Annotated in this window: 14 protein-coding genes; 2 read left to right on the top strand and 12 right to left on the bottom strand. The window is 39.1% G+C overall.

Going from position 1 to position 16027, the window contains the following annotated elements:
• Positions 1-407 precede the first annotated feature (407 nt).
• Positions 408-848, top strand: a complete 441-nt coding sequence (locus tag bsdcttw_RS03835) for a helix-turn-helix domain-containing protein (protein WP_185258091.1) — start codon at positions 408-410, stop codon at positions 846-848.
• Between the two features lie 78 nt (positions 849-926).
• On the opposite strand, the gene bsdcttw_RS03830 is transcribed toward bsdcttw_RS03835, so the two are convergent.
• The 10 genes from bsdcttw_RS03830 to xylA all read right to left on the bottom strand — a co-directional run bounded on the left by bsdcttw_RS03830 (position 927) and on the right by xylA (position 13137).
• Positions 927-3320, bottom strand: coding sequence for a GH36-type glycosyl hydrolase domain-containing protein (locus bsdcttw_RS03830; protein WP_185258090.1), 2394 nt, complete (start codon positions 3318-3320; stop codon positions 927-929).
• 307 nt (positions 3321-3627) lie between these two features.
• On the bottom strand, positions 3628-4506 hold the full coding sequence (gene hslO, locus bsdcttw_RS03825; RefSeq protein ID WP_185258089.1) for an Hsp33 family molecular chaperone HslO: 879 nt from the start codon (positions 4504-4506) through the stop codon (positions 3628-3630).
• Between the two features lie 98 nt (positions 4507-4604).
• Positions 4605-5426, bottom strand: coding sequence for a class I SAM-dependent DNA methyltransferase (locus bsdcttw_RS03820; RefSeq protein WP_185259689.1), 822 nt, complete (start codon positions 5424-5426; stop codon positions 4605-4607).
• A 151-nt stretch (positions 5427-5577) separates the two neighbouring features.
• Positions 5578-6363 (bottom strand): phosphoribosylformimino-5-aminoimidazole carboxamide ribotide isomerase, encoded by a 786-nt coding sequence (gene hisA / locus bsdcttw_RS03815; RefSeq protein WP_185258088.1) that lies wholly within the window; start codon positions 6361-6363, stop codon positions 5578-5580.
• 262 nt (positions 6364-6625) lie between these two features.
• Entirely contained in the window at positions 6626-7390 is a 765-nt protein-coding gene (locus bsdcttw_RS03810) for an ABC transporter permease (protein ID WP_185258087.1), read from the bottom strand.
• Positions 7391-7582: 192 nt separating this feature from the next.
• Positions 7583-8497: an ABC transporter ATP-binding protein gene (locus tag bsdcttw_RS03805; protein WP_185258086.1), complete on the bottom strand. Its 915-nt coding sequence runs from the start codon at positions 8495-8497 to the stop codon at positions 7583-7585.
• Entirely contained in the window at positions 8497-8706 is a 210-nt protein-coding gene (locus bsdcttw_RS03800) for a PLD nuclease N-terminal domain-containing protein (RefSeq protein WP_185258085.1), read from the bottom strand. Before bsdcttw_RS03800 ends, bsdcttw_RS03805 begins: the two co-directional genes overlap by 1 nt.
• 116 nt (positions 8707-8822) lie before the next feature.
• Positions 8823-9938 carry a helix-turn-helix domain-containing protein gene (locus bsdcttw_RS03795; RefSeq protein ID WP_185258084.1) on the bottom strand — a complete coding sequence of 372 codons (1116 nt, stop codon included), beginning with the start codon at positions 9936-9938 and terminating at the stop codon, positions 8823-8825.
• Between the two features lie 288 nt (positions 9939-10226).
• On the bottom strand, positions 10227-11708 hold the full coding sequence (xylB, locus tag bsdcttw_RS03790) for a xylulokinase (protein WP_185259688.1): 1482 nt from the start codon (positions 11706-11708) through the stop codon (positions 10227-10229).
• 109 nt (positions 11709-11817) lie between these two features.
• Entirely contained in the window at positions 11818-13137 is a 1320-nt protein-coding gene (gene xylA / locus bsdcttw_RS03785; RefSeq protein ID WP_330602363.1) for a xylose isomerase, read from the bottom strand.
• A 460-nt stretch (positions 13138-13597) separates the two neighbouring features.
• On the opposite strand from xylA, the gene bsdcttw_RS03780 reads away from it, so the two are divergent.
• Positions 13598-14770, top strand: a complete 1173-nt coding sequence (locus tag bsdcttw_RS03780) for an ROK family transcriptional regulator (protein WP_185258082.1) — start codon at positions 13598-13600, stop codon at positions 14768-14770.
• Between the two features lie 41 nt (positions 14771-14811).
• Here bsdcttw_RS03780 and bsdcttw_RS03775 read toward each other — a convergent pair whose 3' ends face one another.
• Positions 14812-15711: a diacylglycerol/lipid kinase family protein gene (locus tag bsdcttw_RS03775; protein WP_185258081.1), complete on the bottom strand. Its 900-nt coding sequence runs from the start codon at positions 15709-15711 to the stop codon at positions 14812-14814.
• Positions 15708-15938 carry a small, acid-soluble spore protein, alpha/beta type gene (locus bsdcttw_RS03770; RefSeq protein WP_225903783.1) on the bottom strand — a complete coding sequence of 77 codons (231 nt, stop codon included), beginning with the start codon at positions 15936-15938 and terminating at the stop codon, positions 15708-15710. Before bsdcttw_RS03770 ends, bsdcttw_RS03775 begins: the two co-directional genes overlap by 4 nt.
• Between the last annotated feature and the right edge of the window lie 89 nt (positions 15939-16027).

Genomic DNA, 16027 nt, shown 5'->3' with positions numbered 1-16027 from the left:
TTAGTCCAGGCTTTTTTCTTTGTTAATTTTAGCTTAGTTCCCTTTCTTTCGAATGATAGAAAGCTGTATGAATTCCAGAAAGATACACAGCAAAAAGTCTGCAAGTTAATTTCTTATACTTGCAGACTTTCTTGATCAGGCTTACCTTTTGTGTACCAGCGATAAAATCCGATTAAAGAAAATTACTTTGAGGGGAATAGTATCTAATAATTGCGGTATTTTATCAATAGTACCTTGTATGATAACCTGTAAGCTAAATTCTCCTACAAAAATCCAGCTTGTTGCTTGTTACATTTATTATTATATGACTATTAGTCATATTTGTCAATATGATTATTTGCTTTAGTTATATTTTTACATAATTGCTAAAACTTATTATATAATAACAAACGTTAGGGGGTGTAGAATTGTTCGATGTAAGATTAAAGGAGCTAAGAGAACTCAAAGGATTAACCCAGAAGGATTTGGCACATAAATTGAATCTTACCCAGAGTACTATCGCATATTATGAAAGCGGCAAGAAACTGCCGACCGTTGATACTCTGTTGTCTCTGGCGAAATTCTTTTATGTTTCCACAGACTTTTTGCTAGGGCTTAGCGAAGGAAGTAATTCTCCGGATACTCTCTCACAAAACAACCTGAATGAAGCAACGAATTATCAGACGAGCACCCTGACCAGCGAGCACCGAAAGATACTGCGTTATTTTGATAGATTAAGTACTGAAAACAAAGAACTTATTATAGGAAAAATGATAGAGCTCTACAAAGAGCAGCCCATAGACAGCGAAATCACAAGGGAGCTTGAGCGATACCGTTTGGAGTTATTATCCAAAAATGAAAGTGTCTGATGCAAATAGCGGTTATGAAGAATATACCTTCCATTACCTTCTGTTTGACAGACACTTTCTTTCATTTATAAAGTATTATCACATAACCAGCAATATTTCATTCTCTTCTTTCATTTCTGCTTCTGAAATATAATTATCCGTCAGCCTTTCTCCATTCAGATACATTTCCCTGAACCCGCTTTCTGCTCCGTCTTTGTTTTCAATCCTTATGTTTAAACATTTTCCGCGGAATATCTTTTTCATGGTAAGTTCCTTCCATTCAGAGGGAATGGAGGGAGCAACTCGAAGTCCATTCAGATCCGGTCTCATTCCAAGAATTCCTTCCACACAACCAACCATAACAGTGGAGGCGGTTCCTGTAAGCCAGTGTACATGGGAACGGCCTTCAAACGGGCTCTCCGTACTCTCCGTAAACTGACCGTGCACATAAGGCTCCAGAACCCTTATTTCTGCCCGGTCATTTAACATAGCCGGAGAACTTTCTTTAAAATATTCAAAAGCACGGTTTCCATGCCCCATAAGGCTTTCAGCAAGAATTATCCAGCCCTGAGGCTGTGAAAATATTCCGCCGTTTTCTTTTGTGGACGGATTAAAAAGAATGGCAAGTGCACCCGGGAAAGCATGGTCTGCAAAGGAAGGGGCCATTAGCCTAACACCAAAGGGTGTATTTAATTCACGATGCACCGATTCCAAGGCTGCTTCTGCCTGCTGCTTATCCGCCAAACCGCTGATGACTGCCCAGGATTGAGGATTCAGCCACATACTTGCTTCCTTGTTCTGCTTGGAACCTATCACCTGCCCGTCTTCCTTGATTCCACGGATAAACCGGTCATCTTCCCAGCAAAGGTTCTGGATGATTTCATACAGCTCCTTTTGAACACCTTTCATATGTTCTGCATATTCGATGTCCTTTCTGCTTTCTGCCAGGCTTATCATAATGCTCATAGCATAATACAGCTGTAGAGCAACAAAGGTGGATTCCCCTTTCTTGCCAAGTCTTAAACAGTCATTCCAGTCCGCATGGAGACCTGCCGGCATCCTATGGTCGCCAAGCCTTTCCAGAGAAAACCGGATGGCTCTTTTTAGATGATCATAAACAGTATCCGCCTCTTTATTCGCATATGGAATCACTTCTTCTAGAAAGCCGGAATCACCTGTCTCACCGATATATTTTAATATCGTAGGAAAGAGCCATAAGGCATCATCTGCCCTGTAAGCGGGGTGCCCTGTAGCTTGTACATAGGAATAATCATCAGGCGTATCCTCATGTCCCGGGTTATGGTCATATTTTACCAGCGGCAGCCCTCCCCCGTTATCTACCTGGGCAGATAGCATGAAACGGATTCGTTCTTTTGCCATTGGGGCATCGAGATGTATGATTCCTTGTATATCCTGAACTGTATCCCGGTAGCCATAACCATTTCTTTGCCCGCAGTATACAAAAGAAGCTGCTCTCGACCAGATAAAGGTAATGAAACACTGGTAAGCATTCCAGGTATTAATCATACTATTAAATTCCTTGCTGGGAGTGTTGACCTGGAAATGCTCCAGCTTTCCGTGCCAGTAATTCTTTAATTCCTGCAATTCCTTCTCTATAATACTCAGGTCTTGGTAACTTTCTAATATCTTATCCGAGTCTTTGTCGTTGTGCCTGCCTAGGATATATACTATTTCTTTCGTTTCGCCGGGTTTTAAACAAATGCTTGATTGAAGGGCAGCACAGCCATTGGAATTATAATTCAAAACATTATCACAATGCCCTCTTTCTACAGCAATAGGATTACTATAACTGCGATAAGCACCAAGAAAAGCGGCTTTATCTCCGTTAAAGGAGGTTACTTCTGCACCTGCACAGCCAAAGAAGCGTTCTTGTCCGTTGGAACCCTCCTCATTCTTCTCCACATTCTGATTTATAGTCTGTAGTATTTTATTCTTTTTAAAATACGTTCTTGTAATGAATAAGGTATATTGCAGATTAATCTGATCCTGCTCATAATTACTGTCATTGGTAAATTCTGCGTATCCAAAAGCTGAAATCTTTCTATCCTTTTCAGAATTATTCTTAACCTTAAGTCTCCATACCTCATAAGTTTTATGAAGGGGTACATAATAGAGGGCCTCACTCTGAATATCTTCATACTCTGCCGTAATCCGAGTATAAGACATACCATGACGGCATTCATTCTTATAGACATTCAGGTCTTTTCCTACGGGCTGCCAGGAAGCAGACCAATAATCACCGGATACATCATCTCTTAGATAGAGATATCTCCCCGGAGTGTCATCACTGTTAAAATGATATCTTAAAATTCTTCCATTGGCACCGCTCTTTACAAAGCTATAGCCCCCTGCATTATTGGAGATAATTGCTCCATATTCCGGAGATCCCAGATAATTAGCCCAGGGTGCCGGAGTATCCGGTCTTGTGATAACGTATTCTCTCTGTGCTTCATCAAAATAACCGTAATTCATGTTTGTGCTCCTTTTCTTTACGAAATATTTAGTATCCAAACCATTTCTCTACTATATTTACAGAGATTATCATAATATTATGTAGGATAATACGAGCTACTCTTATTTTACTATATTTATCCAAATTCATCAATTGCATCTTTTACAATGTCCCAAATGGGCCTATCATTACTTTATAATAAAAACCACCGGATAACACATTGATTATAGTAACTAGTAAGAATTTATCACGAAATTTTAGTACCATTAAACTATAAAAAACCGGCATCTGTATGCTGTATACAAATGCCGGTTCATATAATCAAAATTATTTACTTCTTTTCATGATTTCTTTCAAGTCATCTACTGAAAAATGATATTTTGTACTGCAGAAATGGCAGTTTACTTCTATCGTTTCATTTTCATCGATCATTTCCTGTATTTCTTTTTTTCCGATACTTACAATTGCTTTCTCTACCCTTTCCTTGGTACAGTTACAATAGAAATTCGTATTCATTGTATCATGGAAAGTCAATCCCATGTCCCCGAGAATCAGCGTCAGGATACTCTCCGGTGTGTTTTCAGCCTCTAATAAAGTAGTGATAGAAGGCAGTGCAGCTATTCTTTCCTCCAGTTTCTGTATTACTTCCTCTTCTGCGAAAGGCATAAGCTGAATGATAAAACCGCCTGCCTGTCTTACCGTATTCTCCTTATTCATCAGAACGCCTAAAGCTACAGAAGAGGGTACCTGCTCAGAAACCGCATAATAATAAGTAATATCTTCTGCTATTTCACCGGACACTAATTCTGTCTGTCCCACATAAGGTTCCTTCAGTCCCATATCTTTAATAACGCTTAATATTCCGGGCCTTAGAGCACCTCCCACGTCTAATTTACCTTTAGAACTGGGGGGAAGCATAACCTCCGGGTGATATACATAACCTTTTACATTTGCCATGGAATCAGCTGTTACCGTAATCCCTCCGATAGGTCCATCACTTTTTATCTGAAGTGTCAATAAATCATCCGTTCCTTTCATCATGCTGCCCATCATGGCTCCTGCAGTCAAAAGTCTTCCCAAAGCAGCTGTCGCTACCGGACTTGTATTATGGATACTTCTTGCATGCTCCACCAGATTCCTGGTAGTCGCTGCAAAGGCTCGTATCTGATTATCTGCTGCGGTTGCTCTTACTATATAATCTTTCATATTAACCCCTTTCGTGAATATCAAATCTTCGATTTGATATTGCTAAATCCGTAGTTGAAAAACATCTCTTCGTTTTTTCAACCTAATCTCCATGTTATTTATAGGTATACTTTACCGGTTTGGAATTTTTCTCCGGCAATAAAACATACCCTTTCTGTAGTATCTTTTGGTGGCTCCTCCGAAAAGGCTTCATAGACCCCTATAAATTCCATTCCTGCTTCTTCTAATAATCGTCTGATCACATCGATAGAATACGCCTTCTGATAATGGGTTTCACTGAACTTTTCATAGAGCTTGCTCTTTGACTGGCTTATTTCCTGTTCTTGTGCTTCTACAAATATAGTCACCTGATATTCATTTATATTTGTTTCTTTATCAAAATAATTCTCCCAGATAAAGCTGCAATCATCCCTGTTTTCAGCAATTACACTGTCCTTTAGAATCTCACGGTACTTATACTCCGTGTTCATATCAAAGAGAAAGATTCCCCCTGCTTCCAGATAATTATTCACCAAAGTAAAAATGTGCAAAAGCTCTTCTTCTTTGGTTATATAATTTAAACTGTCACAAGTACATACAATTGCAGCAACCGTTCCGTATAATTCAAAGTCCTTCATATCCTGCTTCAAATAGAGAATATCTTCTCTTTTACTGTTTGGCGGGATATTCTCCTCCTCATCGTACTTTTTTTCAATCGCTATCTGAAGCATCTCTTCGGATATATCAATTCCAATCATATCATAGCCGTAATCTGCCATTCTTCTGGTAATGCTTCCTGTCCCACAGCCAAGATCCAGAAGAATCCCTTCTGATATACCATTGTTCACCAGAATCCTTCTAATATCTGCTGCCCAATCCTCATAAGGAACATTGTCCATAAACCGGTCATAAACCTGTGCAAAGCCTGTATATGCTTCCATTCCTACACCAATAAATACCGCTCCACCTACGGTACTGCCATTATACACCACTTCAGAGAAGTTTTATAATGGCATCCTTTCTATTCCATAATTTTCGGTTACTATCATTCCGGATTACTTTTCATTTAAGAAAATTTTTCCCGATGGATTTTTAACCGGCATGATTGGTGAACCATTCCACTACATTTTTGTATGGAAGAGGTCCTCCAAACAAGCTTAGGGAACTTCCTATAGTAACATCAATATTTCCTTTACCGTATTCTCTTATACTCTCAAGCTCAGGAAAACCACTGACCCCGCCGGCATAAGTGACAGGGCTTTCTTGCCATTTACTCAGAAAACAGATTAAATCCATCTCAATCCCTGAGGATTTTCCTTCTACATCCACCGCATGAATCAAAAATTCATCGCAATATCCGGACAAATCTTTTAGAAGCTCCAGTGTAAGCCTTTCATTGGTGAATTTTTGCCAGCGATCCGTTACAATATAATAATCTTCACCCTTCCTGCGACAGCTAACATCCAGAACTAATTTATCTTTACCTGTTTCACAAGTTATTTTTCTCAGATTCTCATAATTTATAAAACCATCCCGGAAAACATAAGAGGTGACTATGACGTGAGAAGCTCCGGCCTGAAGAAAAGCAGCTGCATTCTTATCCGTAATACCACCACCGATCTGCAGCCCGCCAGGATATGCTTTTAAAGCCTTCCGTGCCTGGAGCATGTCCAGCTCATACTCATGAGTCCCGGCAGGATTTAAAAGCACAATATGTCCTCCTTTTAGCCCATCCTCTTTGTAAAGGGCAGCATAATACTCCGCTCCCTTTTCAGATACAAAGTTTTCTTTGGCCTCGCTCTCTTCATCTCTCAGACTTCCGCCTACAATCTGTTTCACTTTTCCGTTGTGTATGTCAATACATGGTCTGAATCTCATCGGTTCCTCCTAAAAAGACATTTTTACCTCCTGCTGGAACATGCGTAAAAGCATTATACCCTAGATATGAAAAACAATCAACTGCCCGGACACCACTGAACAAGATAAACACAAAGTCTGGGACAACTCATTCCGTACATTACAATAATAAAACTGCTTCTAGAGAAAACAACTGGTATTCAGCTGTTTTCTCTAGAAGCAGAGCAGATAATTCTTATAGATGTATTCGATTTAAACTACAAATAGCGTAAATAATTTTCTTTTATATTCTTTTCTTACGAAACAACTGAATGGATACTATGATACACCCAATTATCAGAGCAGTTGTTATGCCTATAGTCAAATAGATAGAATGTGCTTTCTCTGCACCATTTAGTAATGCCATGTTTTTTGAGGCAAGGGTAACTGGATTGAACTTCTCTGTTTTCGGAAAGATATTAAGTATCAGCAGTACAGCTAATATTGCTGCTGAAAGAATTAATCCACCAAAAGAACCGGCTGCTATCACACTGGATAGAAGAATCAAAGCAATAATAAAACAACCGAACAACCAGAGACAAAGAAGTGATAAAAATAAATTTTGGACTTTGCTGTCCTCAAATAAATATACCGTGTAGACATAATTTATAATAGCCGACAGAATAAAACCCACGGACCATAAGCTAACAGCTGCGGTAAATTTTGAGAGTAATACCGAAGACCTTGATAACCCTTTAGCCAGTATATTTACTAATGTCCCCTTCATCAACTCATTGGATAAGGTACCTCCAAACACCAGAAGCACAACGATAATCCCCATCTGGTTCATATTCTTAAAGTATTGGGTATAGGCATCCAAAACTGTAGGTTCCGGAATTTCTAACTTTAGTCCTCCCATATCCATAGAAGAAATAATATCCGGCATTAATTTGGCAAGCAACGGACTGGTCATACCAAAAAGGAAGAAAACCATCAGGATGATCAACCACTTAAAATTACGAATCTGTTCTATAAATTCTTTTTTTGTAAATGCAAGAAAGCCTCCCATATATTACATACCCTTTCCTATAAACTGCAACACAGATTTTAAGATTATGTCCAGGATTTCGTAGGCATAATCTTGGGTGTGAATTATGTCTTTTATAATTCACTGACAGCCATGCCTTTCCTATAAACCTCAAGATTATTCCGAGGATTTCGCAGGCTTAATCTTGGGTGTGAATTATGTCCTTTTAATAATTCACACTACTTCCAGAAATACACTCTCCAGGGAGGGTTCCATAATTTCGTACCTTACAATAGGAATTTCTTCTGTTAATATCCATGTCAGGATATCTTTTCTTATATCTTTCCCATTCTGTATCTGAACTTCAAGCACATGGTTATCCCGATGCACCTCTGCAACTCCGCAAAGTTTCTTCAAGCTCTCTGCCGCTCTTTCTCCTGGATATTGCCTGTCTAATTCTATCCGAATGATATCTTTGCGGTATCTTTCCCTGATCTCCTCCACTCTTCCCTCTAATACCAGCTTACCCTGATCTAATATTCCGATGTTTTCGCAGATGCGTTCCACATCTGATAAGATATGAGTGGAAAACACTATGGTGGTCTTCTCTCTGGCCAGTGAAAGGATATCCAGTATTTCCTTTCTGCCAACCGGGTCCAGCGCCGAGGTTGGTTCATCACAAATTAAGAGTTTCGGCTCATTTAACAAAGCCTGGGCTATTCCAAGCCTTTGCTTCATACCTCGTGAAAATCCTTTGATTCTCCTGTTTACACCGTTCAGTCCTACCATCTCCAGCAGTTCGGTAGATTTCGATGAGATGACTTCTTTTTTCAGTCCAGTGATTTCCCCGCACAGCTTCAGATATTCTTTCGGAGTCATATAGCTGTAGAATTCCGGTACATCCGGAAGATATCCAATATTTCGGTTGGTTTTTGCATTTCCGAAGCTGACCTTATCACCGCATACAAAAATATCTCCTTTATCCTGCTGCAAAAACCCCAGTATCATTTTCATCGTAGTAGTTTTACCTGCACCATTCTTACCGATAAATCCAAAAACGGAATGTTCCGGAACCTGAAAGCTCAAATCATCGATTACCTGTCTGTCCCCGAATTTCTTACTTACATGCTGTAATTCCAGAATTTCCATTACTCTTCACCTCTGCCTATTGTAAAATAAAGAATAGGACCTAACGTATTAATTCCTACCGTTATAATAATCCAAAGAATCCTATTTCCGAAACGGTAGCTGTTATGCCGAAAGATGTGCACTAAGGCTGTTATCATTAAACAGAACTGAACTGCCAAAAGCGGTATTATAAATGGCAGATACTCCTTAAGTTGATTTAAACTATTCATTTTGGCTCCCATCTGCGTGCTTAGTAGCACCCAAGGGTGTTACCGCACGCGTACAAAATCAGGGGGGAGTGAAAGATTTATATTTCACTCTTCCCTCTTTCCAGCCCCAAAAGCGGCTATTGTTTATAAAGCTCTTGCAGACTTCTCTTTATTTTCTGAAAACGTTCCTCTTTCTCCAATATAGAAAATACCGGATTATCTGAAATAATATTCTTTATATCTCTTCGTATCACTTCACCGCTTCGGGGAGCACTTGTCTGTACATCGATTGTTGCAAGATAGCCATCCAAACAATCAAATATATTACTGGCATGGAGCGTAAAATCCTTATCTAATGTTCGCCTTGCCAGATCAGCATATTTATCTAATACATCCAATGCCTTCTCCGTTCTATCCTGTGCGATATAAGTAGCTGCTGCTACCAGATAGATTGTATAAAGTCCTCCGGGATATAATTCCTCTATTTTAAAGATATCTATTAATTTGATAAATATCTCATAGTAAATATCCATCCGCTCCGGCTGGTCCTCATATAGTTGAAAGAAGTCCACTGCTGTGCCCAGCAAATTATTTAAGTTTGTAAAAGCATGACCTTGCAGGTATTCCATTGCTTTCTTCTTATCACCCTTCATTTGATAAGCTTTTACTAACAGAGATTCTGTCTGTATCAGTGGTTCGCTTAAGTTTTCCAATACTTCTATAGCATCCACAGGTTTTTGCTGGCAAAGGTAGCAATAGGCCCTTAGCTGCCTTGCCTGTTTGGCAAGACTGATATCCTCACTACCATGCTCTACAAGCTCCATTATTTCAATTACCCTTTCTAGAACTTCCTGTGTCCTTTCAGGCTTTACTGCAAGAGAACAGTGATTCAGATATAGTAATCCAAGCTGATATTGCAAATACCAACAAGAATAATACTTCTTAAGGAGCCCCTCACATTCTGCATATACTTCTTCAAAAGGCTTTTTTGCAAAATCCTCTGCTAAACGCTGGTAGAGCTTACGTACCTCTTCATTGGACATTCCAGGTTCATATCCAATCAGTTCATCCACTGAAATATCAAAGTAAGAAGCCAGAACGGGCAGCAGTAGAATATCCGGATAACTCTGTCCTGATTCCCATTTTGATACGGCAGGTTTTGAAATCCCTAGATAGCCCGCCAGTTCTTCCTGGGTAATACCCTTTGCTTTTCGTTTTTCTGATATTGTTTTTCCTATGTTGATAGTATTCATATAAGAAAAAGCTCCTCTCCTATCACTGCTCATTTCATGCTTTTATTTTAGTACCCTTGCGAATATTATACAATGGATTTATAGTTAACTTCTGTTAATAAAATTAACTTACAGTTAACTATAGGTTGTCCAAGTTATGTTTTTTTACTTATAAATGAAGCATCTAATACTTTACAGCCATATATATTTTCATTCTACAAAAAAGCAGCAATAAGTCTCTGCTGAATTATCTTCCAGCTTATCTTATTGCTGCTTATAACTTCTATTATCTATTCGTTATCTTGTCAATTAATCCTGTGCTTGTGCCATTTTTGAATATACCGGTACCAAAGTAGGATAGATTTCTTTGAATACCTCATACTTCTTATCATACAAAGCTGCAATTTCTGCTTCCGGTTCCGTAGTTTCTGTTACCTGTATTAACTCTCCGGCGGCTTCCTCCACTGTTTTGTATTCTCCACAACCTACGGCTGCAAGAATAGCAGCGCCAAAGGCCGGTCCTTCTTCCGAATTAATCTTATCAACTTTTACATTCAGCACATTGGCAATAATCTTGCACCAAAGGGGGCTCTTTGCACCACCGCCGTTTATACGGATACGGTCGATAGAAAGACCGGTAGCTTTGATAATTTCAAAGGAATCCCTTAAAGCAAAGGCAACTCCCTCTAATACAGCCTGGGTCATATCTTCTCTTGAAGTATCCATTGTCATACCAATAAATGTGCCTCTTGCGTCAGGGTTATTGTGAGGTGTTCTCTCTCCCATAAGGTAAGGTAAAAAGAAGACGTTATTTTTTCCAAGTTTTATGATACCTTCCTGCTCTTCCCCATACTTTTTGGTTTTAAGTATTTCATCCATCCACCATTTATTGGAAGCTGCAGCCGAGAGCATAACCCCCATAAAATGATATTTACCGTCAGCATGAGCAAAAACATGCAGGGCATTGTCTTTGATTTCGGAATAGTCCTTACTGGCTACGAATACTACTCCTGAAGTTCCAAGGGACACGTTGCACATGCCGGAGCCAACGGTACCGGTTCCTACAGCCGCAACTGCCTGGTCCCCGCCGCCTGCTATGATCTTGCAATCCAATGGAAATCCCAGTTCCTTTGCAAGCTCTTCTTTTATAGTACCTGTTATCTCAAAGCTCTCATATACTTTTGCCATCTGCTCTTCCTGCAGACCTACAATATCAAGCATTTCCTTGGACCAGCATTTTTCCTTTACATTAAAGAGCAGCATTCCGGAAGCATCGGAAACGTCCGTAGAATGAACTCCGGATAAACAATAAGCAATATAATCTTTTGGAAGCATTACTTTATTAATTCTGATGAAATTATCCGGTTCATGCTTTTTCACCCATAAAAGCTTTGGAGCTGTAAACCCTGTTAAAGCCATATTTCCGGTATAAGCAGATATCTTCTCTCTTCCTATGGTACCATTCAGATAATCACATTCTTCACCGGTACGTCCATCATTCCACAAAATTGCCGGACGAATAACACGGTCTTCCTTATCGAGAATTACCATTCCATGCATCTGTCCGCTAAAACTGATTCCCTTAACCTGACTTTTTTCTTCCTCTTTTACTAGTTCCTTTAATCCCTCGCAAAGAGCTGAATACCAGTCCTCCGGGTTCTGCTCCGACCAGCCGGGCTTTGGAAAGCTGATGGGATATTCCTTTGTTACAATATTTTTAATAGATCCCTTTTCATCCATTAACAGTAATTTAACCGATGAGGTACCTAAATCAACACCAATAAAGCGCATACCTACCTCTTTTCTGTTCAAAGGCTATTGCAATTTTATCATAATATCCGTAATTGCAATAGCCTCATCAAATTTACTATTTATATCTTCATATGTCTAACTGTTGGTTTTATTTTGTTTCTAAGATATACTGGTTTAAAATAGACTCTAACATTTCCTGTCTTCCGGAGGTATTAGGAGCTATTCCGTTATTAAGTGCATAAGCTTCCAAGGTCTTAAAGTCAGCTTTGCCATCCACAATATCTTTGCCAAGGCCTTCTTTATAACTTGCATAACGGTTTTCCTTGAAATCTTCAAATACGCCATCTTCTAATAATTTGGCAGCTACTTTCAATCCCTTGGCAAAAGCATCCATACCAGCGATGTAAGCAAGGAATAAATCCTCTTCTTCAAAGGAGCCTCTTCTTACTTTGGAGTCAAAGTTAAGTCCGCCCTTGGTAAATCCGCCGCCTAATAGTATCTCGTACATAGCGAGAGTAGTGTCATAAAGATTAGTAGGGAATTGGTCTGTATCCCATCCAAGCATAGGATCTCCCATATTAGCATCTACACTGCCAAGAACTCCGTTGATACGGCACATATTCAGCTCGTGCTGGAAGGTATGCATAGCAAGGGTTGCATGGTTTGCTTCGATGTTTAATTTAAATTTATCCATTAAATCGTACTTTCTTAAGAAAGCCATTACTGTAGCTGCATCGGTATCATACTGATGTTTTGTAGGTTCCTTGGGCTTGGGCTCAATTAAGAACTGGCCGGTAAAACCAATCTGCTCTGCATAATTGCAGGCCATCTTAAGAAGTCTTGCCATGTTATCAAGCTCTAATTCTGTGTTCGTATTAAGGAGTGTTTCATAGCCTTCTCTACCGCCCCAGAATACATAGTTTTCTCCGCCTAACTCCTTGGTGATTTCAATTGCTTTCTTGATCTGAGCTGCTGCATAAGCAAAAACCGTTGCGTTGCAAGAGGTACCTGCACCATGTACGAATCTGGGATTTCCAAAAGCATTGGTTGTACCCCAAAGACATTTAATACCAGTACGCTTCATTTCTTCTTTGATTACTGCTACGATTTCATCAAGTCTAGCATTGGTCTCCGCAAGGTCTTTACCCTCAGGTGCTATATCTCTGTCATGGAAACAGAAATAAGGAATCTGAGCCTTTTCCATAAACTCGAAAGCAGCATGTACTCTTTCTTTTGCCACTTCCATGGAACACTCATGATTATCCCAAGGTCTGAACATAGTTGCTGAACCAAACGGGTCATTTCCCATATAGGTAAAAGTATGCCAGTAAGACATAGCAAAACGAAGCTGTTCTTTCATAGTCTTTCCCATAACAACTTCAGACGGGTTGTAATACTTGAAAGAGAACGGATTGGTACTTGCCGGTCCTTCAAATTCAATTTTTTGAACCTTTTCAAAATAAGCCATATTGATATCCTCCATTTTGTTTATTAACTAAACTATATCGATGTATTTATCATACCAGTATTTCTTCCACTTGTCAACTGGATTTATTCATCTATCACAATGAAATTATTTACTCATGATCCATATTCAGCAAAATGCCAGAAAGTAGTCCGGCTGCTAAACAATTTTAATCTTTATCGCGAAATTCACACCCCTGAGTCTTTTCAACTTAAGTCAAGTATGTTAGTATAAATATTATGTGAAGTAGATTATTCATCTATTTCGTGCAGTCGTATGTAATGAAGCTGCTATGGCCTGGACAATGGGATGTTATATGCCTTGTATCCAAAGCCTAATATTGCGGCATGTCGGAATAGGCATTACATTTCACTCCCAAGTTGAAGCATTCTGAGAATAATTATTATATTATATAGAACAAGTGGATAAGTAAAAATACATGATACCTTAGAGGGAATACGAGATGATAACAGGAAGCAAAGAGCTTATACGTGATATTAACAGTACTTTGGTGCTGGAAACTATTATTAATCAAGGACCGATTTCAAGGGCAAACATTTCAAAAATGCTTGGTTTAACGAAGGCAACTATCTCTGCAATTGTCGCAGATTTGATAGGGCGTAATCTGGTGGAAGAAATAGGCTGTGACAATACGGATTTTGGACGAAAACCTATCTTATTAAGCTTTCAAAGGAAGGCCGGATATATTATCAGCGTGGATTTAGGCGTAGATACCATTTCTGTTATGCTGACGGATCTCCAGGGCGAGAATTGCCGTTTAAAGCAAATAAAGACTCCTAAGACCAGGGATGCGATTCTGGAATCCCTGATACAGGTTATTGATTCTATAAAGCCTGAGAATGACACAACCCCTTATGGTTTAGTGGGCATATCACTGGGAATACATGGTGTAGTCCATGAGAATAAGGTTTCCTTTGCACCTTACTATAATCTACAGGATTATGACCTTGCGGGCAAGTTAAATGAGTACTTTCATACCTCAATATACCTCGAGAATGAAGCAAACCTTTCTGTTCTGGGTGAAAGAACCTTTATGCACGATTATCCGAATATTGCGAATATAAGTGTTCACTCCGGTATCGGACTTGGCCTTTTAATTCATAACGAATTGTATACAGGATATAACGGTAGAGCCGGTGAATTCGGACATACTATCATTGAAATTGATGGAAAGGAATGTCCTTGCGGAAATCATGGCTGCCTGGAACAATACGTTTCTGAGCGAGCCTTGTTAAATGACTTTGCAGCTAAAAAAGGATTGGATGGCATTACTTTTGATCAGCTTGTCTCCTTTTATGAATCAGGTGATAAGGACGCTCTGGATATCATTGACCGGTTCGTAAAACTAATGGGCCTTTGCATCAATAATGTACTTAATGCTTATAACCCTGACATTATCATTATCAACAGCTCTTTTACAAGTTTCATTCCCGCTCTAACCAAACGTATTGAAAATTCCTTAAACAGCAGAATGAACAGCTTTATACGTATTGAATCTTCCCTGTTACAGGACTCTTCCATTCTGCTTGGAGGAATCTGCGTTGCAATTAAGAACTTTTTGGGTATAAGAACCCTAAATTTAAATAATAAAGAGGATTTTCATAAAGCACTATAAAAGCAAGAGCCATAACAGCTTTTAGTTTGAACGAAAGCCTGCTAATCCACCCCTCGAATAATCGTGATTGCCTTATGGAGGTTTTTAATTTCCACTGTATTGTATTCCCCTCCGTATTCACCATCCAAGGACCAGGGAACCATCTCCTCACATAGTAAACTAATTTCTTTTACGAGGAAGGAATAAATGAAATCACTGTTTAGGTTTCCTTTTAAAAGATCATTGATAACAGCTTGAAATTCTATTACATTTTGAGGCATTTTAACAAAGATGCCTTCAAATAGTCCGTCGTCTAACAGGACATCTTTACCTGCAATACCTTTAAATCCTCCTACCGACACGGAGTTTGTCACCATTCCATATATAAAATTATCATTGATTACACGGTCTTCGCATTTAATCTCCATATGATAGGCTTTCCAGTTTGGAAGCCTCTTAATTCCCTCTAATATATAAGCCATTCTTCCAAGTGTATTCTTATAAATTTGAGGTGTTTCATAGGAAGCATCGGTAAATAAACCAAAGGCAGCGGTATATGTAAAATACTTCCCATTGATAACACCTATATCACAGGGAAATACTTCTCCATGCATAATTACTTTTGCTGCTTTGGGAAGACTTTTGGGAAGTTTCAGATTACTGGCGAAATCATTGGTAGTGCCCGAAGGCAGAAAACCGATAACCGGTTTCTTCTCCAGTTCCATAATACCGCTGATTACTTCATTCAGGGTTCCGTCTCCTCCTGAACATACAACAAGCTCATAGTCATCCCTTTTCAAGCAGTCTATTACAATATTCTTAGCGTCCTTTTTACCCTTCGTGGCGTAAATTACGATTTCGTAGTTCCCTCTTCCAAAACATTCAACGATGCTGGAAAGCCAGGTTTTGATTTTACTCTTACCTGCCATGGGATTATAAATAAACAACAACTTATTTTTCATGGCTCATTTTGCAGACTTTTCTGCTGCCCCTCCATCATTCTTTGTTTCTTTCTTTTTGTCATAATACCGCCTATCCTCCCGCTTTCTTTGGCAGATAAGGATTTCCAGCCGGTCTCTCTCACTTTATCTATAAGGCCTAATTCACTAGCTATTTCATATTTTAATCTTTCATCAGGTCCCATCTCTTCTATGGGTTTTATTTCCTTTTTTGTCTGTGTCTTACTCATATAATTATACACCCTTTCTAGATTTTAACAAGGGACTGTTTCAATGAAATATCTTCTCACTAAAACAGCCCCTGTATATTCATTTATTA

It is taken from the genome of Anaerocolumna chitinilytica (genome assembly GCF_014218355.1).
Taxonomy (GTDB): Bacteria; Bacillota; Clostridia; order Lachnospirales; family Lachnospiraceae; genus Anaerocolumna; species Anaerocolumna chitinilytica.
Note: the sequence above shows the minus strand (reverse complement) of the source record. Positions and strands in the feature narration are given on the sequence as shown.

Excerpts from the sequence above, each read along its gene's own strand:
- bsdcttw_RS03820 (WP_185259689.1), bottom strand. The coding sequence starts at position 5,426 with ATGGAAGCATATACAGGCTTTGCACAGGTTTATGACCGGTTTATGGAC.
- bsdcttw_RS03795 (WP_185258084.1), bottom strand. The coding sequence starts at position 9,938 with ATGAATACTATCAACATAGGAAAAACAATATCAGAAAAACGAAAAGCA.
- xylB (WP_185259688.1), bottom strand. The coding sequence starts at position 11,708 with ATGCGCTTTATTGGTGTTGATTTAGGTACCTCATCGGTTAAATTACTG.
- bsdcttw_RS03780 (WP_185258082.1), top strand. The coding sequence starts at position 13,598 with ATGATAACAGGAAGCAAAGAGCTTATACGTGATATTAACAGTACTTTG.
- hisA (WP_185258088.1), bottom strand. The coding sequence starts at position 6,363 with ATGAGATTCAGACCATGTATTGACATACACAACGGAAAAGTGAAACAG.
- bsdcttw_RS03775 (WP_185258081.1), bottom strand. The coding sequence starts at position 15,711 with ATGAAAAATAAGTTGTTGTTTATTTATAATCCCATGGCAGGTAAGAGT.
- bsdcttw_RS03810 (WP_185258087.1), bottom strand. The coding sequence starts at position 7,390 with ATGGGAGGCTTTCTTGCATTTACAAAAAAAGAATTTATAGAACAGATT.
- xylA (WP_330602363.1), bottom strand. The coding sequence starts at position 13,137 with ATGGCTTATTTTGAAAAGGTTCAAAAAATTGAATTTGAAGGACCGGCA.
- bsdcttw_RS03800 (WP_185258085.1), bottom strand. The coding sequence starts at position 8,706 with ATGAATAGTTTAAATCAACTTAAGGAGTATCTGCCATTTATAATACCG.
- bsdcttw_RS03830 (WP_185258090.1), bottom strand. The coding sequence starts at position 3,320 with ATGAATTACGGTTATTTTGATGAAGCACAGAGAGAATACGTTATCACA.
- bsdcttw_RS03770 (WP_225903783.1), bottom strand. The coding sequence starts at position 15,938 with ATGAGTAAGACACAGACAAAAAAGGAAATAAAACCCATAGAAGAGATG.
- hslO (WP_185258089.1), bottom strand. The coding sequence starts at position 4,506 with ATGAAAGATTATATAGTAAGAGCAACCGCAGCAGATAATCAGATACGA.
- bsdcttw_RS03805 (WP_185258086.1), bottom strand. The coding sequence starts at position 8,497 with ATGGAAATTCTGGAATTACAGCATGTAAGTAAGAAATTCGGGGACAGA.